This window comes from Nonomuraea wenchangensis (genome assembly GCF_900111685.1).
Lineage (GTDB): Bacteria > Actinomycetota > Actinomycetes > Streptosporangiales > Streptosporangiaceae > Nonomuraea > Nonomuraea wenchangensis.
Genome location: NZ_FOHX01000012.1, coordinates 217,018 through 243,686, shown reverse-complemented (window position 1 = coordinate 243,686; position 26,669 = coordinate 217,018). Strand labels below are relative to the sequence as shown.

General features: G+C 70.2%; 20 protein-coding genes. 10 read left to right on the top strand and 10 right to left on the bottom strand.

Annotation, left to right across the window (positions count from 1 at the left end; genetic code table 11):
* Positions 1-9 precede the first annotated feature (9 nt).
* The 5 genes from BMW85_RS31990 to BMW85_RS31960 form a co-directional block, all read right to left on the bottom strand.
* Entirely contained in the window at positions 10-4,287 is a 4,278-nt protein-coding gene (locus tag BMW85_RS31990) for a caspase, EACC1-associated type (RefSeq protein WP_091088898.1), read from the bottom strand.
* Positions 4,280-4,711 (bottom strand): effector-associated constant component EACC1, encoded by a 432-nt coding sequence (locus BMW85_RS31985; protein WP_281249628.1) that lies wholly within the window; start codon positions 4,709-4,711, stop codon positions 4,280-4,282. Before BMW85_RS31985 ends, BMW85_RS31990 begins: the two co-directional genes overlap by 8 nt.
* Before the next feature lie 255 nt (positions 4,712-4,966).
* Positions 4,967-5,731, bottom strand: a complete 765-nt coding sequence (locus tag BMW85_RS48720) for a hypothetical protein (protein ID WP_177240990.1) — start codon at positions 5,729-5,731, stop codon at positions 4,967-4,969.
* A gap of 395 nt (positions 5,732-6,126) precedes the next feature.
* A complete protein-coding gene (locus BMW85_RS31970; RefSeq protein ID WP_091088890.1) occupies positions 6,127-7,155 on the bottom strand; it encodes a ParA family protein in 1,029 nt (342 codons plus the stop codon).
* A gap of 953 nt (positions 7,156-8,108) precedes the next feature.
* The gene (locus BMW85_RS31960) at positions 8,109-8,690 is read right to left on the bottom strand and encodes a TetR/AcrR family transcriptional regulator (protein ID WP_091088884.1); all 582 of its coding nucleotides are present in this window, start codon (positions 8,688-8,690) and stop codon (positions 8,109-8,111) included.
* Between the two features lie 64 nt (positions 8,691-8,754).
* Here BMW85_RS31960 and BMW85_RS31955 point away from each other — a divergent pair, with 64 nt between their 5' ends.
* On the top strand, positions 8,755-9,798 hold the full coding sequence (locus tag BMW85_RS31955) for an FAD-dependent monooxygenase (protein WP_177240989.1): 1,044 nt from the start codon (positions 8,755-8,757) through the stop codon (positions 9,796-9,798).
* Positions 9,799-9,883: 85 nt separating this feature from the next.
* Here the strand turns inward: BMW85_RS31955 and BMW85_RS31950 are convergent, their stop codons facing one another.
* Positions 9,884-10,756, bottom strand: coding sequence for a hypothetical protein (locus tag BMW85_RS31950; RefSeq protein ID WP_177240988.1), 873 nt, complete (start codon positions 10,754-10,756; stop codon positions 9,884-9,886).
* A gap of 60 nt (positions 10,757-10,816) precedes the next feature.
* Here BMW85_RS31950 and BMW85_RS31940 point away from each other — a divergent pair, with 60 nt between their 5' ends.
* The 4 genes from BMW85_RS31940 to BMW85_RS31925 all read left to right on the top strand — a co-directional run bounded on the left by BMW85_RS31940 (position 10,817) and on the right by BMW85_RS31925 (position 14,729).
* Entirely contained in the window at positions 10,817-11,149 is a 333-nt protein-coding gene (locus BMW85_RS31940) for a hypothetical protein (RefSeq protein WP_091088877.1), read from the top strand.
* Positions 11,150-11,871: 722 nt separating this feature from the next.
* Positions 11,872-12,642 (top strand): class I SAM-dependent methyltransferase, encoded by a 771-nt coding sequence (locus tag BMW85_RS31935; RefSeq protein ID WP_218156008.1) that lies wholly within the window; start codon positions 11,872-11,874, stop codon positions 12,640-12,642.
* A 171-nt stretch (positions 12,643-12,813) separates the two neighbouring features.
* The gene (locus BMW85_RS31930) at positions 12,814-13,512 is read left to right on the top strand and encodes a class I SAM-dependent methyltransferase (RefSeq protein ID WP_091088875.1); all 699 of its coding nucleotides are present in this window, start codon (positions 12,814-12,816) and stop codon (positions 13,510-13,512) included.
* A 431-nt stretch (positions 13,513-13,943) separates the two neighbouring features.
* On the top strand, positions 13,944-14,729 hold the full coding sequence (locus tag BMW85_RS31925; protein ID WP_218156007.1) for an alpha/beta fold hydrolase: 786 nt from the start codon (positions 13,944-13,946) through the stop codon (positions 14,727-14,729).
* 201 nt (positions 14,730-14,930) lie between these two features.
* On the opposite strand, the gene BMW85_RS31920 is transcribed toward BMW85_RS31925, so the two are convergent.
* From BMW85_RS31920 to BMW85_RS31910, 3 genes are all read right to left on the bottom strand, one after another.
* Positions 14,931-15,833: an aminoglycoside phosphotransferase family protein gene (locus BMW85_RS31920; RefSeq protein ID WP_091088871.1), complete on the bottom strand. Its 903-nt coding sequence runs from the start codon at positions 15,831-15,833 to the stop codon at positions 14,931-14,933.
* 84 nt (positions 15,834-15,917) lie between these two features.
* Positions 15,918-16,334 (bottom strand): NUDIX domain-containing protein, encoded by a 417-nt coding sequence (locus tag BMW85_RS31915; RefSeq protein ID WP_091089031.1) that lies wholly within the window; start codon positions 16,332-16,334, stop codon positions 15,918-15,920.
* Positions 16,335-16,447: 113 nt separating this feature from the next.
* A complete protein-coding gene (locus BMW85_RS31910) occupies positions 16,448-17,296 on the bottom strand; it encodes a helix-turn-helix transcriptional regulator (protein ID WP_177240987.1) in 849 nt (282 codons plus the stop codon).
* A gap of 101 nt (positions 17,297-17,397) precedes the next feature.
* Here BMW85_RS31910 and BMW85_RS31905 point away from each other — a divergent pair, with 101 nt between their 5' ends.
* On the top strand, positions 17,398-18,162 hold the full coding sequence (locus BMW85_RS31905; protein ID WP_091088869.1) for an SDR family oxidoreductase: 765 nt from the start codon (positions 17,398-17,400) through the stop codon (positions 18,160-18,162).
* A 57-nt stretch (positions 18,163-18,219) separates the two neighbouring features.
* Here the strand turns inward: BMW85_RS31905 and BMW85_RS31900 are convergent, their stop codons facing one another.
* Positions 18,220-19,440, bottom strand: coding sequence for an aminotransferase class V-fold PLP-dependent enzyme (locus BMW85_RS31900; RefSeq protein ID WP_091088867.1), 1,221 nt, complete (start codon positions 19,438-19,440; stop codon positions 18,220-18,222).
* Between the two features lie 43 nt (positions 19,441-19,483).
* Between BMW85_RS31900 and BMW85_RS31895 the strand changes: the two genes are divergently transcribed.
* The 4 genes from BMW85_RS31895 to BMW85_RS31875 all read left to right on the top strand — a co-directional run bounded on the left by BMW85_RS31895 (position 19,484) and on the right by BMW85_RS31875 (position 26,655).
* Positions 19,484-20,839 carry an aminotransferase-like domain-containing protein gene (locus BMW85_RS31895; protein ID WP_245775185.1) on the top strand — a complete coding sequence of 452 codons (1,356 nt, stop codon included), beginning with the start codon at positions 19,484-19,486 and terminating at the stop codon, positions 20,837-20,839.
* A gap of 765 nt (positions 20,840-21,604) precedes the next feature.
* The gene (locus BMW85_RS31885; protein ID WP_143082468.1) at positions 21,605-22,336 is read left to right on the top strand and encodes a hypothetical protein; all 732 of its coding nucleotides are present in this window, start codon (positions 21,605-21,607) and stop codon (positions 22,334-22,336) included.
* Positions 22,330-24,939: an outer membrane protein assembly factor BamB family protein gene (locus tag BMW85_RS31880; protein ID WP_091088859.1), complete on the top strand. Its 2,610-nt coding sequence runs from the start codon at positions 22,330-22,332 to the stop codon at positions 24,937-24,939. The genes BMW85_RS31885 and BMW85_RS31880 overlap by 7 nt, the downstream gene beginning before the upstream one ends.
* A gap of 675 nt (positions 24,940-25,614) precedes the next feature.
* Positions 25,615-26,655, top strand: coding sequence for a LacI family DNA-binding transcriptional regulator (locus tag BMW85_RS31875; protein WP_091088857.1), 1,041 nt, complete (start codon positions 25,615-25,617; stop codon positions 26,653-26,655).
* Positions 26,656-26,669 lie beyond the last annotated feature (14 nt).

The following is a 26,669-nucleotide window of genomic DNA, read 5'->3' as shown; positions in this document are numbered from 1 at the left end:
AGGTTTTGCTCACGGGACTGTACGGCGGTCGCGGCGCAGTGCACGGCGTCGCCCTCCGAGACCCGGAAGAGGGCGCCGACGGAGCGCACCTGTCCCGACAGGGCGGCCGGCGCGCTCTCCACCGAGCTGGGAGACGCAGGGGCCGGCGTGACGGGCGGCGTGGCCGGCGGCGCCGAGCATCCGGCCACGATCAACAAGAGCGACGCCGCGAGAGGGCTGAGAAGTGGCTTCATCGGGGCAGACCTCTCCGAATGTCATGTCGAGCCGGCGATCGTCCACCCGCCCGTCGAGGACCGACCGGCGGCTGATCCGGCAGACGTCGGCGAACGGGTCAGCCGGGCGGCCGACCTCCCACCGGTGGATGGTTCCCTTGGTGTCCCCGGTGACGACCGTCGTCTCGCCGGGGTCGACGGCCACCGTCTGTGCCTCCCCGGGGAGGCCGGTCAGGGACGCGCCGATCTGGCGGTGTGTGGCCACGTCCCACACCCGCGTGGTGCCGTCGCTCCCCGAGGTCACCACCACCTGGCCACTCCGGCCGAAGACCGCCGACAGCACCGGCCCGGTGTGGCCGGTCAGCGGTTCACCCTCCGCCACCAGGCCGGACTCCTCCACCGACCAGATCCGGGCGGTCCCGTCGCCGCCGGCGGTCACCAGGCGGCTGCCGTCGGCGGCGAAGGCCGCTCTGATCACGGGGAACGAGCGGGCGTCGATCGTGAGGAGCAGGTCGAAGGTGCGTACGTCGAACACGCGGACCCTCTTTCCCGCGACGACGAGCCTGCGTCCGTCGGGGCTGAAGACGACGTCGTTGTACGACTCGCGGGACCCGATGATGCCCGGACCCGCCGCCCGATGGGTGGCCGTGCTCCAGAGGCGGACCGAGTCGTCGGCGCCCACGGTCACGAGCGTCCGCTGGTCAGGGCTCACCGCCACGGCGTTGATCGACCCGGTGTGTCCCAGGAAGGGCTCGCCGATCTGCCGGCGCGTGGACACGTCCCAGAGGCGGGCGGTGCTGTCGTCGCCGACGGTCGCCAGCTGGCGGCCGTCGGCGGTGAAGGCGAGCCCGGTCACCTGCCTCGTGTGGCCGGTCAGCCGGCCGGCCTCCTGCCACGTGGCGGTGTCCCAGAGGCGGACGTCGGAACCGGCCGCCGCCAGAAGACGCCCGTCGGGGCTGAACGCCGTCGCCGTGATCTCCTGGTCACCGCCGGGGAGCGGGACGCCCCGAGGATGATGCGTGCCGACGCGCCACAGGGCGCTGCCGCCGACGCTCGCGGTGACCAGCGTCCGGCCGTCGGGACTGGCATCGAACGCCAGCAGATCGTGGGCGCTCGCCGGGAGCGTGGCCGGCGTGCGCCAGAGCTCGTCCCGGATCGCGATGAGCTGCTCCGACGGCATGGCGACACTTCGGCCGTCCGCGCTGAACCTGACAGCTCCGACCGGCCGCGCCTGCCCGATCGGGCGAAGGCGGGGCGTGTCCCACGTCCGGAGGTTTCCGTCGGTGTGCGCGGACAGCAGCTCGCGGCCGCGGAAGGCGAGGTCGGTGACCGGGCCTCCCTTCGTCGGGAGAGGCCGCCCGACGGCCTTGTGCGCGGCCACGTCCCAGAGCCTCAGGACGCCGTTCTGGTCGCCGCCGGCCAGCACGGTCCCGCTGAAGGCCAGCGCGGTGACGGGACTTCCGCCGACGAACGGGGCGTCCGACGGCGCACCCGTACGGTCGTCCCACAGGCGTACGGCTCCGTCCTCCCCCGCCGTGGCCAGCACCTGAGGACCGAAGGCCACGTCGAAGATCGGGCCCGTACCGACGTCGATCGGATCGCCCACAGGCTCGCCGCCGGGCACCGACCAGCGCCGGACCACCCCGTCACCCCCGGCGCTGACCACCGCCCGGCCGTCCGGGCGGAAGGCCAGCGCGTTCACCGGCCGGTCGTGGGCCTTGATGGTCTCCCCCACCTGCTCGTACGTACGGGTGTCCCAGAACTCGACGGCGCCGGCATCGGTCCCGATGGCCACCAGTCGCCCGTCGGGACTGAAGACCGCGGCGTCGGTACGTACGCCGGGGTTGAGCGCGATCCTGATCGGGTGGGCCAGCGCGTTGAACAGGCTGTGCCGGGCCTCCGGGGTGTGCGCGAGGTGCCAGGCTTCGGCGGCGAGCCAGCGGGCCGACTCCGGTTCGGTCCGGATCAGGTCGACGCTCGTCTGGGCGAACTGCCGGGAGAGGGTGTTGTCCCGCTCGGCGGCCACCGTGTTCGCCGACACGACGGCGATGACCCCCGCCACCAGGGACAGCACGGTCAGCCCCGCGAGCGTGCCGATGACCGTACGCCGGATCCTGGCCGCCCGCGCGACCGCCCGGTCACAGGCGCGCAGGAAGGCCAGCGTGGTCGCGCTCAGGGCGGTCTCGTCGGCGAGGCGGTCGCGTACGGGTTCGACGGCGGCCAGCCTGGGCGCGGAGTAGAGGTAGCCGGCCTGGCGTCCCGCGGCGTCCCACTGGGCGGCGTCGTCGGCCAGCCGGTGCTGGACGGTGAGGTCGGCGCGGTCGGCCTCGATCCAGCCGCGCAGCCGGGGCCAGCCGCGGATGAGCGCGTCGTGGACGAGCTCGGCGTTCTCCTCGTCCACGATCACCAGGCGGGCCTTGGCCAGGACGTCGAGCACGTGGCGGCCGGGGAGCTCGCCGATGGGCACCCGCCTGCGGGTGTCCTCGGTGCTCGTGCCGAGCCGTACCAGCCGGAGCAGGATGGTGCGGGCGGTAGCCAGGTCCGCCTCGCCGAACGAGTCCAGCACCCGGTCGGCGGCCTGGGCCAGGGAGCCGGCGATGCCGCCGGTCGCCCGGTAGGCCCGCAGGGTGAGCACGCCGTCGGCGCTGCGCAGCCAGGTGGCGAAGAGGGCGTGCGAGAGCAGCGGCAGGGAGATCCCGGCGGAGGCCACATCCTCCAGAAGCAGCTCGACCAGGCCGTCCTCCAGGGTGAGCCCGGTGGCCAGGGCGGGTTTGGCGATGACGTCCCTCAGCTGGTCCTCGGTCATCGCGGTGACCGGTTCGGGGCGGCGCAGGGCCGGGACGAGCTCGGGGAGGTCCGTACAGTGACTGAAGAAGTCGGCGCGCAGCCCGAGCACGACATGAGCGCGGTCGCAGAGCCGCACCAGCTCCGCGACGAAGCCACGCCGGCGCGACTCGTCCGCGCAGAGGGTGAAGACCTCCTCGAACTGGTCGACGACCAGCAGCCCGCCGTCCGGGACGCCGCCGGGAACGCGCGGCTCCGCTCCCGGCTTCATGATCATGTACGGTCGTGCGCCCCATGCGTTGAGCAGCCCCGCCCGTAACACCGACGACTTCCCGGCCCCCGACGGCCCGACCACCAGCAGCGGCACGCCGTCCCGCCGCTCCAGCCGGTCGATCAGCCGTGCGGTCAGCTCGTCACGGCCGAAGAAGAACGCCTTCTCGTCCATACCGAACGGACGCACCCCCGGATAGGGGCAGTGCTCGTCCCCGCGGGAGGCGACGGCGGGCAGCGCCCGCTCCTCACGCGGCCGGGCGGCGTTGAGCGCGAAGGGCAGGCGGGCGCCGTGGTCGGCCGCGACGCGGCGCGGCCGGGGACGCCCGTCGAGAGCGCGGGTCAGACAGCGGTAGACGTCCTCGACGGTGAGCACGGGCGGCGCGGCAGGATCGCCGTCGCGCAGCACCCGGATCAAGGCCCCGCCGAACGCCGTGTGCTCCTCCCCCGGCACCGCCCAGGCCTGCTCCTCCCTGCCGGTCGCGGTGAGCAGATAGCTCCCCCGCCACGCCTCCGCCAGGCCGGCGTGGCAGCAGTCGAGCACCACGACGGCCAGCCGGGCGCGGCTCTGCGACAGCAGCCGGTGGACCTCCTGGTAGGGCAGTGCCTGGTAGGCCGCCGCTCCGCGGGTGAGGTCAACGGTCTCTCCGGTGGCCAGGTAGAGCTTGCCCTGCGGTCCGATGAGCCCGTGGCCGACGTAGTAGAAGAACAGGACGTCCGGCCGGCCCTGGCCGAACCGGTCGATCGCACCGGCCAGCTCGCCCGGGCTGCCCGGGTCGATCAGCTCGGTGATCGCCTCCGGAGCCAGCCCGGCCCGTTCGACCAGCGCGGCCGACAGGTCCGCGACCGTCCGCGCCACCGCGGGCACCTCGCCCAGCTTGGACGCCGGATGGTGGTGGGCGGTGCCGACCAGCAGTGCCCGGGCGCCGGCCGCCGACAGCAGCAGCGGCGGCAGCGGCGGCAGCGGCGGCAGCGGGGGCTGCGGGCGCTGTGGTGGTTGCTGCGGCTGCGGCTCATCCACCGGCCCCGCCGTCAGGAGGGATCTCGTTGGGAGGCTCTCCGCTGATCGCCCGCTTGATCTGCCCGGTAAGCTCGCCCAGCTGCGCGCCGTCGAGCCCTTTCACCCGGGTCACGCTCACGTCCACCTGACTGGTGGACCTGGTGTTCCTGATCTTGATCTTCACGTCGCTCCGCCGAAAACGCAGCCAGGCGATGATCACGCTGGTGACCCCTGCCACGACCTCCGGCGACTCCACGGCGATCTGCACCAGATCGGCCACGGGTCCCAGCGTGCCCTCCGGCGGCGGGCTCTCCACCAGCTCCACCCAGGCCCGTAGCTCCTGATCCTCGGTCAACCACGCGTGCAGGTCACGCAGGTCCGCTGACGCGTCATCTCGATCGTCGCGACAATGCTCACATGTATGACATCTGCCGCCGACACTGATTCGTCACACCCCGTCGTCGCCCGCCTGTCTGCCAGGAGGAGCGGTGTGACGTCTTCACCCTCGCCGACCTCGACGCGTTCGAGCTCGGTTTCGGTACGACCGGACCGCCGAGGACCGGCGAACTCATCGCTCGCCGGTCAGCTCTGGATGCACCCGCTGTGAGCACCTGGAAGAGGAGTCCGGCGCCGCGGCGGTCGAGCTCGACCTGACCGACAGGGCACCGGGCCACCCTTCTCACGTGCTCTCACGCGGCTCTCAGGTGGCGGGAAGAGCCCTGACGCCGGACGCCCCGGTGAGCGCGCCGTCCTCGTCGTCGTCGAGCAGATATGCCTCCACCGCGACGGAGACCAGCGTGGACAGGTGCTCGGCACCGGTCTCCTCGACGAGCTCGGTCAGGATGTCGAGCTCGGCCGGGCGGAACTGCACCGGCCACAGCACCCGGCGGATGCCCGCCTTCGACCGTGACCGCAGGTTCCTTCGAGGTGGGAATCGCGAGCCGTTGGGCCGGCTCACTTCCAGGCGTGCCTGCACCAGGACCCCCAGTACGCCTTCGGTCAGGTAGTGGTCGATGGCGTCCATCGCCAGCTGGGCGTACTCGATGCCCTCGGCCCGGCTCATCTCGCGCGCCCGCTCTTTCACCTTGGGCGTCACATAGATGCTGACCTGCTCAGGCGTCTGGTACGCACTGGTCGGCGAGGGCTCGTCGACCGGAACGGGCGCGCGGCGGGCGGCGGCCTGCGCGGGACGAGCGGCCTGGCGGCGCGGCTTGGTCGCGTGAGGCGTAGAAGGACGCGGCGGCGACATCGACGGCGCGTCGTCCGCCGTACGGGCTTGTGGAGCCGCCTCAGGGGCCGCGAGGGGCGAGCCTGCGGAGCTGCCGGACGATCCCGACGGCTCTGGCCGGGCGTCCGCGTCCGTGTCCGTGAGTGGAACGACCGCGCTTACGGGCTTCGCGGGCGTCTGCGGCGTGGCCGTCTCGACGGCGAGCCCGGCGGAGGCGCTCTCCGCCTCCTGAGCCACGGGCGGGGGAGCGACCGGTGGCGCCGGAGCTTCGACCTCGGCGGGCTCTGCTGCGACCGGTGCTGCCGCCGCAGGCTCGGCTGCGACCGGCTCCGCCACCGGCTCTGCGTGAGGAGCCGGAGCGGGAGCAGGTGGCGCCGGTGCAGAGGCCGCCGCCGCGGCCGGTGCAGAGGCAGGCGTGGCGGCCGGCGCAGGAGCCGGCGCAGGAGCCGGCGCTGCCGTGGCTGTGGCTGTGGTTGAGGCGGCCGCCGGAGCCTCCGGAGCAGGCTGTTTCCGCTCCCCCTCGGCCGGCTTGCCGACCAGCGTCGCCAAGCCGCTCTGTCCTCGCTTGCCGCGCGCCCGGGTCATCCCGCTGAGGCGAGGCTGCGGCGGCTTGTCGTCGAAGAACTCGCTCGTCATGCGTACGCCTCCGCTTCCAGTTCCAGCGCCCGAGCGATGATCTCCATGGTGGCCTCTTCCATCTCGATGGCGGAGGTCTCGGCCGACTCCGAGCTGAGAGACAGCTGGTGTTGCCGGGCGTGCTTCTTCCAGTCCGCGCCGGCGGTCAGATCCGCCAGTTCGGCGAACACCCGGCCGTGCTTGCGGCACTGGTCGGCGACGTTGACGGCCCGCGTGATGACGGTCTGGAAGATGGGAATCCCCGAGTCGCCGAGCACGCCTTCGATCTCGCGCCGCTTCTTTGCCAGGAAGCCGATCTCCTTCACACCCACCACCTCCCCCTCTTCGTCCTTGACCTTGCGCAGATGCTGGCGGTCGAAGCCGAACAGCAGCACGCCGAGCGGCGTCAGCGCCGGATTGAGCGGAGATGCGACGTCGAAGACTTCGCTGACGCCCTCAAGGCCCTGGATTGCACCCTGGTCGAAACAGACCGGGATGAGCACGTACTCGGCGGCGACGGCAGCCAGGTGCTGGAGGTCGGCGATGTTGGGCGGGCAGTCGATGAGGATCCACTCGTATTCGTCCGACACGTCCGCCAGTGCCTGGGCCAGACTCAGCAGGATCTCCCTGCGGGGATCGATGGACCTGGTGCCGATGATCGACGCGGTCGTTCGCTTGAGCACCTTGCCGCCAGGAACGACGTCGAGCTGAGGCCGTACGTCGCGCACGATGTGCAACGGCCCGGTGCCCTCCACCACGTTGATGACGCTCTGCCCCTCGTCGTCCCCGGGCCTGCCCTGGTAGCCCAGATCCAGCCCCAGGTTGCCCTGAGGGTCGAGGTCCAGGGCGAGGACCCGCTTGGACGATCCCGCTTGGTGGAGCGCGGCTGCCAGCTGGGCCGAGATGTTGGCCGTGGTGGTGGTCTTCCCGGCGCCCCCCTTGTTGTTCAACACGATGAGTACCCGCCGCAGCTTGGGGCGGATCTGTTCGATGATCTCCTGCGTGGTCATCCCACGGGCCTGAGTGGCAGAGAGGGGGAAGCTCATGGATCTACTCTCCTGTGCATTCCTAGGACTGGACGGAAGGTCCCTTGTTCCTGCAGAGGCGCAAGCTCCCGGTAACGTGACGAAGCTGATGGAACTTCCGTCCCTTTCTTAACAGATGAATCCCTTGAACGTCATCTTCAGCTCCGGCGTGTCGCCGCGCTCGTTCTCCCGCTCCCCTGGGCAATCCCTCAACGGGCCTCCCCTTCCGCTGCCCCCTCCGCCCGTCGCCCGCTCGGTGACCTGATGCGGCCACCCGGCAGTCACTTCGACGAAGGATCGCTCACCCGCGCTATCCGCCGACGAGTGCATCCGCTGGCCTCGTCACGGCCTGACCTTCTGCCCTGATCACATACGGCTCCTCCATCTGCTGTCACACCCGATCTGGTCATCAGTCTGCTCGGCTGTCGGCACGGTGCTCGCATCACCGATTGACCTATGACGTGATAGGACTTTCTGCAGAACATCTGCCAAGACGCTTTACAGCACTGTCTCCTGTCATTTCGGCCTCCCTTGCACTCTGCCTGCCGCATCCACTATCGATGTGAATATCTTCAGGCCATTCGGAGACACTATTCATATCACTATCCCTGGTACTTCTGATGCAGATAGCTGCAAGCCTGTCTCTATACCTTTCGACAGACCTGTCTGCACACCTATTACTCGATCCGACCTGGGGTGATGTGATCTCCCCGACGGGGGTGGCGAGCCCGATGGCGCGCCGACATGTGAAACTCAGGACCGGTCGTGAGCCCTTAAGGAAGGTCTCCTGGCTCGCCCTGCACAGCGCGGCCGGGAGTGCGCTGCCGACTACTCCCTCATCTCATGCATGCCATACGCAAAATAACGAAGACGTCGGCTGGCGCCGGGCGGCAATACACGGGAATTATGAGGAGGCCCTGGAAGCGTGCGGGGATGCGGAGATAGCGCGGTGACCGGTACTGCCGGCCCGCCGGTCAGGCCGTCCAGGCGGGGTAGGTGGCGGCGATGAGGCGGTGCAGGAAGGCGTCGATGTCGTCGAGGCCGTAGGAGGCCAGCACGTCGGGCGGCTGGGAGAGCAGGTGGGCCAGCGCGCCGTTGATGGCCAGGGTGACCAGGGCGGCGCCGTCCCGGGTGGCGGGGAGGCCGGCCGCCTGCTGCAGGACCAGGTGCAGGTCGAGGTCGGCGCGCGCGAGCCGGGCCATGGTCTGCCGCACCTGTGCGTTCCTGGCGGCCTCCGCGTTCAGTTCGAGGTAGGCCAGGACGCGTGACCTGTTGTCCGTCAGTGCTTTGTCGACCAGTCGGCGCAGCAGCGTGAGCAGTTGGTCGACGGTGTGGACCTCGGCCTGCTGGAGGTCGTCGAAGTAGCGATCCACGCACCGCTCCGCGGCGGCCTGCAGGAGGCTGCCGCGGGTCGGGAAGTAGTTCTTCGCCGTGCCTTCCGGCAGCCCGGCGACCCGGTCCGTCGCCCGGTGCGTGAGGCCCCGGCCGCCCTCGGCCGCCAGCACCTCGATCGCCGCGTCGCGCAACCGGTCGCGCCGGTCACTGTTCTCCGCCATGGGTCTCTATGTTTCCACTCGACATGACCACCACATCTGTGGTACCTCAGGTGTGGTGATTGGAATGAGAAGTGCCCTCATCGTGGGCGCCGGTGTCGGCGGGCTGACCGCCGCGATCGCGCTGCGTGCCATCGGCTGGAAGGTTTCGATCTTCGAGCGGTGGCCACGGGTCGTCGCCGAGGGCACCGCGCTGGGCCTGCGCCCGGACGCCCAAGCCGGCCTGGCCGCACTGAAACTGGGCGAACGGCTGCGCGAGCGCACCGTCCCCTACCGGTGGGCGCAGATCCGTACCCCCGGCGGCAGGCGTCTGGCTGACCTGCCGCTGGGCCGCATCGAACGGCGCGGCGGGGAGCCCGTCCGCATGCTGTCGCGGGTCTCGCTGATCGAGCTGCTGTTGGAGGAGGTGGACCCGGAGACGATCAGCACCGGCGTGGAGATCACCGATCCCGCCGGCCTGCGGGCGGAACATGACTTGGTGATCGGTGCCGACGGGGTCCGCAGCGCGGTGCGGCAGGCGTTCTTCGGTCCCGGCACGCGACCCCGCTACGCGGGCATCGTCGCCTGGCGCGGCGTCGTCGAGGGCTTCGAGCCGCAGGAGTACGGTGAGACCTGGGGGCGCGGGCAGATGTTCGGCATGACCCCGCAGGCGCCGGGCGTCACCAACTGGTACGCCCCGGTGCGCACCCCTGCCGGCATTCGCGAGACGCTCGACGACCTGCGCGCCCGCTTCGCCGGCTGGCACGACCCCATCCCCCGGGTGCTGGCCGCGGCCGACGAAGGCACCGTGCTGCGGCACGAGGTCCACGACCTGGCGCCGCCGCTGGCCTCCTACGTCACCGGGAACGTCGCGCTGATCGGGGACGCGGCCCACGCGATGACGCCCGCCCTGGGACAGGGCGCTTGCCAGGCCCTGCTCGACGCGATCGAGCTCGCCGCCTGCCTGCGCGACCACCCGGGCGACGTCGAGCAGGCGCTGCGCGCGTACGACGCCAAGCGGCGTCCGGCAACCCAGCGGATCGTCACCGCGTCCCGGTGGATGACCCGCCTGGCCGGGGCCGATCGCTTGACAGGCCCGCGCAATGCCCTGATGCGCCTCCTACCCATGTAAGGGCCCGCCTGGCTGAGGGGTCCTCCTGCCAACCAACGCCGCCAACAGGAGCGGCGACTTCGCGAGCCGGCGAGCCAGTACGAGGTCAGCTGCCGAAGCGTGCCTCGTGCTGCTGCTCGGCGAGCAAGGTGAGCCGGGGGAGGAGATCCGACAGTTGCTCCCGAAAGGCGGCATAGCGCTCCGCTGGCAGCGCGTCGAGGATCTCCTCCAGCCACCAGCCGATCTCGCGCAGCGTCGGATACTGGGCCGGCGTCAGCGGCCACTGCATCTCTCTGACGGCACGGCGCAGGCCGATCAGGTTCTCGGCCAGCTCGTCGTCCAGCAGATGGTCGAGTCGCGCACGACAGGCCACCAGTTCTCCTGCCGCCTCCCACAACGGCAGCGCGTGACGGTCGTACCACGTCGCCTCCGCCGAGCTCGTGGCGGAAGGGGTGGGGGAGCGCCGGTGTGCTCGTTCCGCTCGTTCGTTACGGGCCAGCCCCAGTTTGGCGGCGCGATGGCGCAGGATGCGGTGCTCCACGGCCTGCCTGCTGCGTACGTTGAGCGGGGGCGCCATCCGGATCATGGCGATCTGCTTGGTACAGCCCAGCTCGAGGAGCTCATGTTCCAAGCGGTCTGCTTCGTCCGGCAGGTGCGGGCAGTATCGCCGGACGTAGGCCAGCACCCACAGACCGTCGATCACGTCACCGACGAGCACCCAGTCCGGCACCCGCCGCCGGGTCAGGACGTAGCGGATCACGGTGAGCGGATGATCGGCCGGATCGTCGCGCAGCAGCACCTCCAGATCGGGATCGTGTACCTTGCGGCGTCGCTCTACAATGTCCTCAATGGCCCTCTGACCTGCGGTTTTAGTGACAATCGGCTCCGCGCGTTTCGGCATGTCAATAGTGTATTGACGTTTCTGATCATGATGGCGCCGGTCGGCCGATGACACGAGCGCCGATATTTCGACGTCCATCGAAATGACAGCGTCCAGGTCGGGAGCAGCTTCCACTGTCATCTTCGCTGCGTCCAGACAATGTCGGACCTGGCCGCAGGTCACCGGGGACTCTTCCAGCCGGAGGGCCCGCTCTCCCCGACGGTCCGCGCGGCCGTCTACCGGATGCTGGCCGACCTGCCAGGGGTACAGTCGCTCGGCCAGGCCACCGACCCCAAGGGCCGTCAGGGCCAGGCCTTCACCCGCACCGCGGACGGGCTGGACGGCGGTATGGGCACCAGCCGCATCATCCTCGATCCCGAGACCGGGCAGTCGCTCGCCTTGGAGTCGTACGAACGCCCCGGCGGCACACGTACTGGCTACACCGCTGTCCTGACCAGCGGCCCGACCGACACCCCGCCCACCGCCTCCTAGCCCGCCTGCCAGCCAAGCGGATCTCTTCAGGTTTGTCCCCAAGTCCGTGGTGAAGTCGATCCGGAGGGATGGCCGTTCGAAAGACCGGAACCGCGCCCCGGACCGACTTCACCAAGCGGAGCGCCCGCTGAGCCGATCTTGGTGCCAGAAGGTCGAGGCGCTCCGAGCGGTGATCATCTCTCAGCTCCAGGCGCACGACGTTCCGACCACGTGAAGGCTCCGCTGGCATCCCGGACCAGAACAATCCCGAACCCTGGAGCCATGGCCTCTACCTGAGTCGCCCAAGGTCACAGCACGTGATCTTCGGCTGATTACGGTCATCTTCGATGACTGTGACGGTGCCCAGGTCGGGAGCCGGTCCCACTGTCATTTTCGCTGGGTCCAAACACGAGGTGTCTGTCTGACGGCTTTGAAGATGACGGTCCATCACGTCATCTGGAAGCGGACCTGCCGGTGGGCCATCGGAGTTGCTGACGTTGGGAGCGCTACTTGGCCCATGGGGGCGACAGTTGGCCCCGCGTGTCCGCCAGGCAGGGGTGACTGAGCGCTTCAGTTGGCGGATGTGCGCTTGAACTGCGGAGTTCCGCGCATACGAGCAGCGTGGAGAGACTACTTCGGGCCGGCTCGATCTGCTGCGTTCGCTGGCGAGAGGGATGACATGCCGGTGTCGTGTTTGATCAAGATCTGCCGTATGTCTGTGCCGCCGAGAGTGCTGGGCCAAAATGGCCCGCATGTCTACCATGCCCGCAGATCACGCTGAGACCGCACAGCCCTCCCCCATCAACGACTACGACAGGATGGCTGAGGGCTACGCGGCCGAGAACGAGACGAGCCTCCTGAACGCGTACTACGAGCGGCCCGCGATGCTGGAGCTTGCCGGGAAGGTGGCCGGAAGACGCATCCTCGACGCCGGCTGCGGCGCAGGCCCTCTGTTCTCCGAACTGCGCCATCGAGGTGCCATCGTGACCGGCATCGACGCGAGCGCCGGGATGCTGGAGCAGGCCCGGCAGCGGCTGGGCGCCGACGCGGATCTGCAGGTCGCCGACCTGGCCGGCCCACTGCCCTTCCCCGACGAGGCGTTCGACGACGTCGTCGCGTCCCTGGTGCTGCACTACCTGGAAGACTGGGGACCGACGCTGGCCGAGCTGCGACGCGTGCTGAAGCCTGGTGGCAGACTCCTCGTCTCGGTCGACCATCCTTTCAGCGTCGCTCTCTTTCAGCACTTGGCCGGGGAGAAGCCCAAGTACTTCGAGACCCGCAGCCGGACCGACGAATGGACCAAGGGCGGACAGACCGTCCAGATGCGGTTCTGGGACCGGCCGCTGCACGCGATGACCGAAGCCTTCACCGCGGCGGGCTTTCGCATCAGCGTCATCAGCGAACCGCCGTTCGTGCCGGAAGCCCGCGAACTGTTCCCCGAGGAACTCCGCAAGATCGAGCCCACTCGCACGAGGTTCCTCTGCTTCTTGTTCTTCGTTCTCGAAGCCAGCTAGGCGCCGCGTAAGGAAGATGGTGACGGTCTGGCCTAGTCGGCGCGCGCTCTATGATCACGCACCAGGTGGTTTGGTTGATCCGGCATATCCTTCCGCAATGTGATCACATCGCATACGGCTGAGGAGCCTGGGCCCATTCGAGGAGGCGCCTTCTACGACGCGCCACAGGTGTTGGACCGCTACCTGCAGCACCGCCACAGCGGGGTGCACAGCCCCAACCACGTCATGGAAGAACCGGCATTCCTTGACGAACTGGGGCCGGTCGCCGGCCTCCGCGTGCTGGACCTCGGTTGCGGGGACGCCGCCATCGGCCGCACCTTACTCGCCGCCGGCTGCCGCAGTTACCTCGGCATCGACGGCTCGACCGAGATGACGCGAGCGGCCAACGCCACCCTCGCAGGAACCTCGGGCCGCGTGGACAGGATGGACATCGAGCAGTTCTCCGCCCCACCGCACACCTTCGATCTGATCATCTCCCGCTTGGCGCTGCACTACGTTGACGATCTCGACTCTGTTCTGTCGGCCTGCCGGCGCTCTCTGTCGCCGAGCGGGCGGCTGCTGATCACGGTCGTTCACCCCGTCATCACCTCCCATGAAGCGCGCCAGAGCACGAACGAGGCGCGCACCAACTGGGTCGTCGACGACTACTTCGACACCGGCGCACGCCAGCGCAACTGGATGGGCAACACCGTCACCTGGTATCACCGGACCGTTGAGGACTACGTCGCCGCCCTGACACGAGCGCAGTTCGCCATCACCGCACTGCGCGAGTGCGCTCCTCGTCACGATCGCTTCGACGGCGACATGGCCGAATATGCGCGTCGCCGGCGCGTCCCCCTGTTCCTCCTCCTGGCCGGCTCACGAGCATGAACGACACCATTCCATGATCACACGCCAGGTCGTTTGGACATTCCGTCCGGCACGCCAACTCAAAAGGGACAGGACAGCTGGTGCCCGATCTCGTGGGACTTGGCGCGGTCTCGTGAGAGTTGGCGTGCCCGCTGTCGTCAGCCGGCCAAGTCGAGGCACTGCCAGAAGAGTCGAGGCATCGGCACGACCGCGCCACTGGAGCGGAGGCAGGCCGCAGCAGACGTCGGGCGGCCCGGGCACGGAGGCAGCTACTGAGATACGGCCGGTTCTATCGGTTGCGACACCTCGGCCGCACCGGTAAATGTCGGCGTTCGGCAGTAGACAGCCGCTACCGTGCCTCCATGTTGAATAGGCACGAGCGATTTGTGGCCTCCGGGCCGCTGCGGATTTGGACTGAGCGAGTCGGGGATCCTGGGCTTCCCGCCGTTTTGATGATCATGGGATCGGCTGCTCAGGGTGTCAGTTGCCCTGATGCGCTGGTCGGCCGGCTTGTCGAGCGTGGGGTTCAGGTGATCCGGTTCGATCATCGGGACACCGGCCAGTCCAGCGTTGTCGACTTTGATACGCATCCGTACACGATCGGAGACATGGCTCGCGACTGCCTGGCCGTGCTCGACGGTCATGGACTGGGTTCCGCTCATGTAGCTGGGTGTTCCATGGGTGGCGTGATCGCGCAGTGGCTGGGTGTGCACGCGCGGGATCGGGTCCGGTCGTTGACGGTGATGTCCAGCTCGCCGATGGGTCATGATCTGAGGCCGGTGTGGGCACGGGCGAGGGCCGGGGAGCCGGCCGACCCGGATGATCTGCCGCCGCCGTCGCCAGAGTTTCTCGCGCATCTGGCCGCCGGGCTGCCGCCGGGTGTGGAATCCGACGTGGCCTTGTTCCGGGTCTTCAACGGGACGGTTCGGCCGTTCGACGAGCCGGCCGCCCGGGCGATGCTGGAGCTGGCGCTGTCGCGGGCAACCGACCCGGCGGCCGCGGCCAACCATGACCGGGCCGCGTGGATGGAGGCCCCTGACCTGCTCGCCCCGCTGTCGTCGATCACCGCGCCGACCTCGATCGTGCACGGTGACCAGGATCCGGTCTTTCCGCTCGGTCACGGTGAGGCCCTGGCTGCCGCGATTCCTGGCGCGGTACTGCATATCGTGCCGGGGATGGGCCATGTCATGACTTCACCTGGCCTCCCCGAGGAGGTCGCCGACCTGATCCGGCTGTGACCCGCCTGCCAGGAGCGAGACCCCGCCGATGAGAAGCCGCGTGATGAACCGCCACTTGATGGCGGCGAGACCTCAGGATCCATCCGAGCGCCCTTATAAGGCTGGCTCGGCGAGGTTGAAGGACTCCAGGCACCAGCCTGGCCGGCGCCGAGGAGAGGGGCTGCCGCAGCCAAGATCGAGAGCAAGTTCAGGAAGTGTGCGTCAAATGCCCTTCAGAACGCGATCGAGTGCTGCCCGGCCTGCAGGTTCCCAGTGAGGCTTACCGCCAGGAAGGCCCCGATCTCCGTTCTGCCCCATGAGCATCAGGAAGAGGCTCTTCATGGCGGCCAGGCCGCGGGCGCGCCGGATCGTCGCCTCGTCCGCGTGCGCGTACGCGTCGAAGAAGCGTGCGGCCTCGCCCGCAGGGAGCAGCACCCACGCGGCGGCGAGGTCCCACGCGGGATCGCCGGCGAACAAGTCACCGAAATCGATCACGCCCGAGAGCGTCCCGTCCGAGACGACGACGTTCGCGGGATGGAGGTCACCGTGCACCCACACCGGCGGGCCTTCCCACTCGGGGGCCGCGACGGCGTCGGCCCAGACGGCCCGGACGGCGCGCACATCGCCGACGGCGTCGGGGTCGATGGCCTGCAAGAACTGCTCGAAGCCACCCGTGCACCTCTTGGGGTGAGCGCCGAAGTCCGAACTGGCCGGGGCCTCGGCGGGCGCCTCCACATGGAGCGCCCGGAGGAAGCCCGCCAGCGTGTCGGCCGCGTGGGCGCCGCGGCTGATCGAGCCGTGGTCCAGCGGCTCGCCGGGAACCCACGTCATCACGGTCCAGTGCTTGGGGAAGCGCTCGGACGGTTCGCCGAATCGCACGGGGGTCGGCACCGGGAGCGGCAGGCGCGGGGCCAGTACGGGTAGCCACCGCCGTTCCTTGAGCTGGAGCTCCGGGGTGGGGTCCATGCGTTGCATGCGTACGGCCAACTCGTCCCCGAGGCGCCACATCTGGTTGCCCCAGCCGCCCGCCACCTCGTGGATGGCCAGTCCGGCAAGGTCGGGATGTTGCTCCTGCAGCAGGTCGCGGACCAGGCCTGCGGTGATCTCGATCTCGGTGCCGGTCATGCGAAGCCACAGTACTGGGGCAAGCGGAGCGGCTCTCGCTCTCCGGGGCATCTCGCTGTGATTCCTCCGGCTTCCGGAGCGACGTCACGTGACAAGCACGGCGGTGAGCATCGAGAGGTACGACTCATGGGCGAGACGCAGGCCGGCAAGGTCGGACGTCTCGAACCACGCCACAGCGTCATGCTCCTCCGGCTCGGCGTTGACGGGTGTTCCCGTCCACCTGTCGACCAACCAGATCTGCATGTCGAACGTCGCGGTCCCGATCTCGTGCATCGGCGGGCCGGACGGCTGCGATGCCGTGATTCCCAACTCCTCCCGAAGCTCGCGTACAAGGCTCTCCTTCGGATCCTCCCCCTCCTCGACATGACCGCCCGGCAGGTCCCACACGTCGGGATACCAACGGCGTCCGGCGCTGCGGTGACACAGCAACACCCGATCGCCGTCGCGAAGAACGGCCGTCACGATCCGGACCCGACCGGAGTCGTCAGTGGAGATCGTCATCGGCATATTCTGGCCCCTTCCGAAGCTCACGGGTCCGAACCGGCCGATCCTCGATCAGATCAAGCCGAGCCGGAGCGAGCGGCACCCGCCCGACCCGGTGACGGGTATGGGGCTCAGCGCTCCGCTTGCGCGAAGGGGCCGTGGCCGAGTACGGCGAGCAGTCGCAGCTTCTCGAAGTCCTCGGTGCGCGGCGTGGCGGTGAGCACGAGCAGCGTCTGGGACTGGTCCTCGGTGAACAGCGCCTGGCAGTCCAGCTCGATCGCCCCGACCTCGGGATGGACGAGCGTCTTGTGGTCCTCGAACCGCCGGACGACCTCGTGCCGTGCCCAGAGCTCGGCGAACTCCTCGCTCGCCTTGCCGAGGACGCGTACGAGCTCACCGGCGCGCGACCGGGCTCCGCGCAGGCCGTACGCGACGCGCAGGTTCGCGACCTGGGCCCGGCTCTGCCGGTCGCGGTCGGCCTCGGGGTAGAGCGTGCGCTCCGAGGGGTCGGTGAACCAGCGGTAGATCGCGCTGCGCGCGAGGCCGGTGTGCTTGGAGGCGTCGCCGAACAGGGCGGCGGCCAGTCTGTTCTGGACCAGGGTCTCGGCCAGGTCGGACAGGACGAGCGCCGGGGTGTCGTCGAGCCGGTCGAGCACCCGCAGCAGCGCGGGCGCGACGTGCGTCGAGCCGGACAGCGACACGGGCGCGTTGTGCCCGGCGACCCGGTAGAGGTAGTCGCGCTCGTCGGTGGTCAGCCGCAGCGCGCGGGCGAGGGAGGCGAGCATCTGCTCGCTGGGCTGGGGGCCGCGCCGCTGCTCAAGCCTCGTGTAGTAGTCGGTCGACATGACGGCGAGGGAGGCGACCTCCTCGCGCCGCAGCCCGGGGGCTCGCCGGCGCGCGCCCTCGGGAAGGCCGACGTCCCCGGGCTGGAGCGCCTCGCGGCGGCGGCGCAGGAAGTCGGCCAGTGCTGCACGGTCCATATGACCGATTATGGTGCGCGGTCGTCGGGCGAGGCAGGGATCGCCGATCCCCCGATGAGCCATCTCTGCATGCGCCTCGACGGTTCGGCAACGATCGGTACATGCACATCTCCGGAAACACCATCTTCATCCCCGGCTCCACCAGCGGCATCGGTCTCGCGCTCGCCCTTGAGCTGCGGGCCAGGGGGAACACCGTCATCGTCGGCGGCCGGCGCGCCGAACTGCTCGAACGGATCGCGGCCGAGCATCCCGGCATCCACACCGTCCAGATCGACACCACTGACCCGGGGAGCATCGCGGACGCCGCCAAGCGGGTGCTCGCCGCGCATCCGGACCTCAACGTCCTGGTGACGATGGCCGGCGTGATGCGCGTCGAGGACTGGCGTGATCCCGCGTCGTTCCTCGACTCCGCCGAGGAGACGGTCATCACGAACGTGCTCGGCCCGATCAGGCTCATCGCCGCGTTCGTCGAGCACCTGCGCGAGCGGCCGGACGCCACGATCATGACGGTCTCCTCGGGCCTGGCGTTCGCGCCGCTCAAGGCCACGCCGAGCTACAACGCCTCGAAGGCGGCGATCCACATGCTCAGCGAGTCGATCCGGCTGCAGTTCGCGGGCACGTCGGTGAAGGTCGTGGAGCTCGTGCCGCCGTCCGTCCGCACCGCGCTGCTGCCGGGGCACGAGGACAACGAACACGCCATGCCGCTCGACGCGTACGTGGCGGAGGCGGTCGGGCTGATCGAGGCTCAGCCGGACGCGAAGGAGATCCTGGTCGAACGGGTGAAGTTCCTGCGCTACGGCGAGGCCCGCGGCGACTACGACCAGGTGGTCAGCACGCTCAACGCCGCCGACCCGCACGGCAAGTAGGCCGGGCGGGTCGGCTTGCAGGACGCCGCGACGCGCATGGCGCTGCTCGGCCAGTGGTCACCGCGCCTTCGAGAGCTCCGCCACGGCGGCGGCGACCTCGTCGACCTCGTCCTCGGTGTTGTAGTAGTGCGGCGACAGGCGCAGGCACCAGTCCACATCCTTGTCGCCAAAGTCGTACTGGGCGAACTCGCGGAAGCTGAGCGCCGAGTTGATCTTCCGGGCGTCCATGGCGGCCTTGAACGGCTGGGCCTCCCAGCCGTCGATGGCGAACGTCACCAGAGCGCCCAGCTCGGTGCCTCGGTCGAGCACGCGCACCCCGGGCACCTCGGCCAGCGACCGGCGCAGCCGTGCGGCCAGCGCGGGGGCGCGGTCGGCGATGGCGTCGAGGCCGACGCTCCGGGCGTAGCGCGCGGCCTCGGCGCATCCGAGCAGCGCGGCGTAGGGGAACTCCCAGTCCTCGAAGCGCGCGGCCGTCTCCACCGGCTGGTAGCGGTCCTGCGCCACCCAGCGTGCGCCGTACATGTCGATGAACAGCGGCTCGTATCCGGCGCGCAGGACGCGGTCGGCGACGTAGAGGAAGCCCGTGCCGCGTGGGCCGCGCAGGAACTTGCGGCAGGTGGAGGTGAGCAGGTCGCAGCCGATCTCGTCGACGTCGATCGGGTACTGGCCGAGCGACTGGCAGGCGTCGACAAGGTAGAGCAGGTCGAGCTCGCGGCAGTGCCGGCCGATCTCGGCGACCGGCTGGACGAGCCCTGAGTTGGTGGGGATGTGGGTGGCGGCGACCAGTCGGGGCCGGTGCTCGCGCATGAGCGCGGCCATGGCGTCCACGTCCACTCCGCCCTCCGGGGTGTCGGGCGCGTGGACCACGCGCACGCCGAATCGCTTGCGCAGTGACAGGAAGGCGATCTGGTTGGAGATGAAGTCGTTGCGGGTGGTCAGAACCACGTCGCCCCGCTGGAAGGGGATCGCCGACAGCGCCGTGGTGTAGGCGTGGGTGGCGCTGCTGGCGAAGGCGATGTTGCCGGGGCCGCAGTTGATCAGGGCGGCCAGTTCGTCGTAGAAGCCCCGCACCTGGTCGGCCCGGGCGGCCGCCGCCTCGTAACCACCGATCTGCGCTTCCAGCCGCAGGTGGTCGAGCATCGCGGTCAGCACGGGTGCCGGCGCGAGGCCGCAGCCGGCGTTGTTGAAGTGCACGACGTTCGCGACGCCCGGCGTGTCGGCCCGCAGGGCCAGTAGTGATTCTCGACTCAGGACAGAAGTGCTACCGTTGCCTCTCATGAACGAGGGTAGCACTTCTGGCGAATTGGCGGCGAGCCTGCGAATGCTGGTGGCTGAGCTGGCTCCCGGCGATCGGCTGCCCAGCAGCCGCGAGCTGACCGAGAGACACCGTGTCGGTCCCGGGACGGTCTCGCGCGCCATCGCGACGCTGGCCACCGAAGGGCTGGTGGTGACCAGACCCGGCTCCGGCACCTTCGTCGCGCCGCGCCGCCGCGGGCCCGGCGACGAGGCCGCCGACACCTCCTGGCAGGCGGTCGCGCTGGCCGGACGGGACTACGACACGGCCAACGCCCTCGAAGCCGCGCAGTACCTCCCGGCTCAAGGGATCGCCATGTCGGGCGGCTACCTGCACGAATCCCTCCAGCCCGTACGAGCCCTGAGCGCCGCCCTGGCCCGGGCGGCCCGGCGGCCCGATGCCTGGCATCGCGCGCCGAGCGCCGGTCTGGAATCCCTGAGGACGATCTTCGCCCGGCAGATCGGCACCGGCCTCACCCCGCAGGACGTGCTGATCACCGGTGGTGGCCAGAGCGCGCTGTCCATGCTGTTCCGGGCGATCGTCGCGCCCGGCAGCCCCGTCCTGATGGAGTCACCCACCTACCCAGGCGCCCTGACCGCGGCCCGGGCCGCCGGGCTGCGGCCGGTCCCGGTCCCCATGGACGACCAAGGCGTCCGCCTCGACCTGCTCGCCGACGCCTTCGCCATGACCGGCGCCCGGCTGCTGTACTGCCAGCCCACCTTCCACAACCCCACCGGGACGGTTCTGGCGCCCGAACGACGCGCCCAGATCAACGACGTCGCTCACGCGGCGGGCGCCTTCCTCATCGAGGACGATTTCGCCCGTCACCTCGGTCACGGCCGCCCCGTGCCCCCACCGCTGATCGCCGAAGACCGCCACGGCACGGTGATCCACCTCACCTCGCTCACCAAACCCGCCTCGCCCAGCCTGCGCATCGGCGCCGTCGCCGCCCGCGGGCCGGTGATGCGCAGGCTGCAGGGCATGCGCTACGTGGACGACTTCTTCATCGCCCGCCCCCTCCAGGAAGCCGCCGTCGAACTGCTGAGCGCCCCTGCGTGGAACCGTCACCTGCAGGCCCTCTCGACCTCCCTGTACGAACGATGTGCCCTGCTGGCCGGCAGCCTCGCCAGGGACCTCCCCGAATGGCACCTCACCCGGCTCCCGGCCGGCGGCCTGCACCTGTGGGTTCGCCTGCCCCCGGGATCCGACGACGCCGTGGTCGCCGAGGCGGCCCGCGCCCGCGGTGTCACCGTCGACGCCGGACACCGCTTCTTCCCCGCGGAGCCCGCCGGCGCCTGTCTGCGGCTCAGCTTCGCGGCGGCGGCCAGTCCGGCCGAACTGGCCGAGGGCGTCCGCCTGCTCCGATCGAGGAACTCGTCGTGAGAGTGGGGTTCGGACACTCTCACGACCGCGTCTGCGCGACTCAGCGAGGCGATCGAGCAGGGTGCGGATCAGCCGCCAGACCTCATCTCTCTCGCCGACGAGGATCCCGCGCGACACCCAGAACCTCCGCGCCATCCTCGTCGAGACCCAGCCGGGAATGTTCCCCGGTCGCGCCCATGGCTCCGCCAGTGAGCTACGGGATCATGTCCTCGTTCAACGTCGTCCTGCAGGATTGTTAGCCTGCGCGCATGTCAGATCTAGGACAGGTGGCTTGGCCGCCTGAGCTGATCCGGACCGAGCGGCTCGTGCTCCGTGAGCGCGAAGCGGGGGACCGTACAACGTTCATCGAGCTGCTTGCCTCGCCAGAGGTGCACACCTACCTCGGCCCGCTGAGCTGCTTAGACAACACCTCAGCTACCGGGAGCCCGCGCCCGTTCACCGGTCAACAACCCCATGACGACCACACCTCGACCCTGTCCTGACTCGAGCCTTCGCCAGAGACATTCGTCAGCAGGCTCTCGGAAGCACTACGACAGCCAGCAGGCGTGACCCTCCGGGCGCTGCGCGTAAAATCCCGCCACCCACTGACGGACAGGGCATACTTGGTAGCGCACGGTCACTGTCCGCGCCTCCCGGGGGACACCCATGGCCAGAGCACGCCGGAGCAGGAAACGCGACGACAACCCCGATGACGGCCCCGACGACAAGGGTGAGGGCAAGGCATGGAAGGCCGCGCGCACCTGGATCGCCGGGATTGTCAGTGCCGTGCTCATCGCGGCGATCGGCGTGGTGTTCACCGCCTGGTACACCGCGAGCGGCTCCGACACCATCGACCGCATCGGCGGCGAGCCCCCGCTCACGGTCGGTCACGTGGAGGTCAAGTACGACGAGCGTGACCTCGCCCTCAGGGAGCCGGTGACCGACCCCGAGGACCGGGCAGCCTTGCTGGGCAAGGCCGTGAGCGACGCGGAGCTGGCCGCAATGCTTTCCCGCCACCACGTCGCCACGATCGACGACCTGACTGCCACCGTTGTTTTGGTCGGAAACCGCAGCAGCGTACGCGTTATCGACATCGAGCCGCGAATCCTCCTCCGCGCGCCGCGTTCGGACGCCGTCTACCTTGTCGAGGAGACCGCGGGTGAGACCGGCACGGTCGAGCTGGTCGCCGACCTCGATCGGCGTCCCCTTCGCTTCGCCATGAAGAAGGAGCCGGACGTCCCGTACTTCCGGAAGAAACAGATCGACCTCCAACGGGGAGAACGGGTCACGCTCGACCTGTCGGTCGTTGGCGAGGGCGCCTACTACGAGTTCGACCTCGTGGCAACTGTGCTGGCAGGGGAGCGGTCGGAGCAGATCGTCATCAAGGGGCCCGGAAGCGGACCGTTCCGGCTGACGGGCCGGGCCAGCTCCTACCGCAAGGCGTACCGCAAGGCGAGCAACGGTGGCTGGACACCGATGCCCCCTGACCAGGCCTGCACGACGGCGGACAAGTGCTGAGGGCCGCCGCCGTACTGGCGGCGCTGTTGCTGCTGGGCACGGCCGCCGACGCGGCCACCGACACACTCGCGCCGGTCCGGTGGCGTCTGGCGTGGACGGCGCCCGCCGACGGCGAGCTCTGGAATTGGGACCTCAACGTCCCGCTCCACGGTGCCTCCACGCAGGCCCTGGCCATGGCGACCGCCGACAACACGGTACGCGTGCACGAGGCCCGCACCGGCAGGCTCGCCCACACCCTGTCCGGCTTCGCCGCCCCTATCGCCGGGACGTGGGTCGCGGCCGGCACGGTCGTTGTGCTCACCGCGGACTCGCAAGGTGGCGACCAGCGGCTCCAGGCGTACGACGCGGACACGGGCACGCTGTTGTGGCGGCGCCAGGTCACCCTGTCGCGGCAGGACGTCAAGGCGGGGGCTGGACGTTACCAGGGGCCGCCGGTCATGGTGACCGAGCGCGGTCTCGTGCTCCCTGAACGGGAGTCGGAACCCTTCGCCTTCGTCTCCCTGAACCTACATAAGGGCACCGTCGCGGCCAGAACCGTGCACGAGTGGCGCTGCGACATGACGGCCGCCGCCGCCACCCGCTCGATTCTGCTGCTCGACCACTGCGCGGACGGCCGGGTACGCCTCTCCGCCGCAGACCCCGCCACGCTGCGTACCGGCTGGACGCGTACGCTGCCCTCGCCTGGGCCCCGGGTCTCGGACGCGCGGCCGCCCTGGTTTGGCATCACGATAAGTGGCGACGGGTACGCCCAGGTCACGAGCGGCGACACCACGACCTTCTACGCGCCCGACGGCCGCCGCCTGTCCAGCGCGGAGGAGGCGCTGCGTCCCGGGCGGGGCGGCCGGTGGAGCGAGCCGATGTTCATCGGCGGCGTCCCCGAGATCGACCACGACGGCGCCCTGAGGGCGAGCCCGGCAAAGTGGCCGCTGCCTGCGTTCCTGACCTCGCTCGACACCGTCACCGGACGACTGCGCGCACTGCCGATCTCCGCGCCCTCCACCGGCACCGTTCTCGTGGGTACGGCTCCCGGCCTGGCCTTCGTGCGGCTCGACGCCGGCAGCGTCGTCGCCTATACCCTCGGCTACGGGGTGCCGGACGGGCGGGAACTGCTCAGCGGGGTTTCGGCGGACGCCTGGCCGGACGCGTGTGACCTGCTGCCCCGCCCTGCCGAGGGCGGCTACATCACCAGGCCCGCCACCCAGGCCCTCTTCGGGCGGAAGCTGCCGAAGCCCGTCCAGTGCGACCGGATACCGCCGACGGACGACGAGCCCGTCGTCTCCTTGTCGGTGGAGTGGGTCTCCGCCGACGCGCGCCGCCTATACGCCGTCGAGACCGCCCCCATCAAGAGGGAGTGGTTCCACGATCCGGTGACGGAGGATCCGTACGTGCTCGACTACCTCCGGCCCACCGCCACCGGCACCGGCAGCGCGCCCGAGGCCGTCGTGAACGTGGGCCCGGTCATCGTCCGCCTCACCTCCTCCTCGCGGCAGACGCTCCGCGCCCTCACCCCGCAGGTACGCGACAAGCTGCTGGCCCGCTACCACCTGCCCCGGCGCGCTCCCGCTGCGCTGCCGCAGGTGCGTTGGAGCTTCCCCGCCGACGCATCCGTGAACACCGACCCCGTGGTCCGCGGCGGTATCGTTTACACCGCCGACGGCAGCCAGGTCTACGCCGTGGACGCCTCCTCCGGCCGCCTGCGGTGGAGCCGGGCGCTCGGCGGGTACCTCGGCCGTACACTCGTGGTCGCTGGCGGCCTGGTGTACGTCGCGGACGGGGCCAACCTCTACGCCTTGGACGCCCGAACGGGCCGGCCGCGCTGGCAGCGGCGGGCGAAGCGGCTGCTGGACTTCACCGTGGCTGAGGGCCACGTCTTCTACGGCTCCTGGAGCCGTACCGTCGCCCTCGACGCGGCTTCCGGCCGGGAACTGTGGCGCTCGTCCCACACCGACGCTCCCGTCGCGGCGGGCGGCCTGGTCTACGTCGCCGGCTACGCACTGGACGCAGCCACCGGACACCCGCGATGGCACGTGGAGACGGGGGACGACACGGTGGCCGCCCCGGCCGGAAAGGTCGTCTACATGGGTGGCGCCGGCGAACGCCTCCACGCCCTGGACACCGCGACCGGCAAGGAACGGTGGAACGTCCCGCTCGGCGCCGCCCCGGTCACCGCTCCGCTGCACGTCGGCGACGCCGTTTACGTGCGCGGCACGGACGGCGTTCTGCATGCGCTCGATGCCCGTACCGGCAGGCAGCGCTGGATCTTCCCGACCGGCGTCCGCCACGCGGGCACTACCCTGGCCGCCGACCGGCGCCGCGTCTACGTGGAGGCCGCCGACGGCGCGATCCACGCCCTGGACGCCACCTCTGGAACGGTGCTGTGGCGCACCCCGACAGGTGCGGCACTCAGGTCCGGCCTCGCCCTGCACGCGGGCACTGTGTACGCGGGCACCGTCGACGGCACCCTCCACGCATTGGACGCCGCCACCGGTGCGGACCGGCCGCTAGTCAGCGGCGGCGGCACGTACGTGACGGCCTCCGTCCCTGCGGACGGCCTGATCTACACGGGTGTCGGCGGCAACCTGTACGCCCTGCGCCCTCGCTGAGCTGGCCTCGCGATCTGGGCGGTATGCATGCTCTCGCCCTTTCGGACACGGTGTGCACGAGGATGAGGACGAAGGAAGAATGCCAGGCGGAATGGTTGAGGCCGGTGGTCACCGCCCGAACGTCCGCGGACGGTCTGGGAGTCGATGCCGTCGGCCGTCGGCAGCTCACTCCGGCCAGCCGTTCTGGCAGACCACCGCCGCGACCAGCGCAGGAAGAACGCGTACACCGCTTCATGTGGCGGAGAGTCGACCGGTAGGGCCCGCCACTCGATCCCCTACCGGGTCACATAGCCGATCCCGTCCAGCACCGACCACTCGGCATCGGTCAGATCCGAAGGATATGCCGGTTTCCGGCCGCGACATCCGCACCCCGGGGAGGCGCAACCGCCGGCGTTCACGGCCGCGGGCGTGTAGTCAGACAACCACGGGCTTCTGGCCGCTGAGCTGCTTAGTCAACACCTCAGCTACCGGGAGCGCGCTCCCGTTCTCCGGTCAGCAGCCCCATGATGACCACACCTCGATCCTGTCCTGACCCGAGCATTCACCAGAGTCATTCGTCAGCAGGCTCTTGGACGACGCCCGGACCGCCGAAGTTGGGCGCTTCGCTCCACACCGACGCCTTCAAGATCGAGCTCCCCGGCGGCCGGTTCCGGGGGCCGGGCCTACCATGTGAGCGTGACCTCGACACCCCGCCGCGCGTCCAGGAGTGCCGTCGCCGTGCCCAGCATCCGGGACGTCGCGGCCGCCGCCGGGGTGTCCTACCAGACGGTCTCGCGGGTGCTCAACGACTCGCCCAAGGTGCGCGCCGAGACCCGTGCCGCGGTGCTGGCGGCCATCGACCGGCTCGGCTTCCGGCCGAGCCGCGCCGCCCGCGCGCTCAGCCTGGGCCGGGCCCGCGCCATCACCGTGGTGACGTCCAACACGGTCCTGTACGGCTACGCCGCCACCTTGCAGGGCATCGAGGAGGCCGCGCGCGCGGCCGGGCTGGCCGTGGGGATCCGGGTGGTGGAGTCGGCCGAGCCCGCCGAGGTGAAGCAGACCGTCGACGACGTCAGCGACGCCAGCGCGGGCGGCGTGGTGGTGATCGCGTTCGACCCGAGCGGCGTGGCGGTGCTGGAGGCGCTGCCCCGGCACGTCCCGGCGGTGGCCGCCGCCGAGCCGGCCGCGCCCGACCGGGGCCGGGTGTCGATCGCGCTGGACGAGCGCCGCGCCGCGGCCGACGCCACCCGGCACCTGCTGGCGCTGGGCCACCGGACCGTGCACCACGTGGCGATCCCGTCCGAGGGAGGGGCGGGCGGCCGGCTGGCCGGCTGGCGCGACGCGCTGGGCGAGTCGGGCGCGCCGATCCCCGCCGTGCTCGACTGCGGCTGGGACATCGCCTCGGCCTACGCCGCCGGGCGGCGGCTGGCCGCCGACCCGGACGTGACCGCCATCCTGTGCGGCAACGACGACATCGCCCAGGGGGTGCGCCGGGCGTTGTACGACGCGGGCAAGGCGGTGCCCGGCGACGTGAGCATCGTCGGCTTCGACGACATCCCGGGCTCGGCGTACTGGACGCCCGCGTTGACCACGGTCCGGATGGACTTCGCCGGGCTGGGGCGGGCCTGTTTCCACGCGGCCGTGGCGGAGCTGACCGGCCAGGAGCAGCCGGAGCCCGCCCTGGTGGCGCCCAGCCTGGTGGTGCGCGAGTCCACCGGCAGCCCACGGGGCTTCTAGAAACCTGCGCGTAA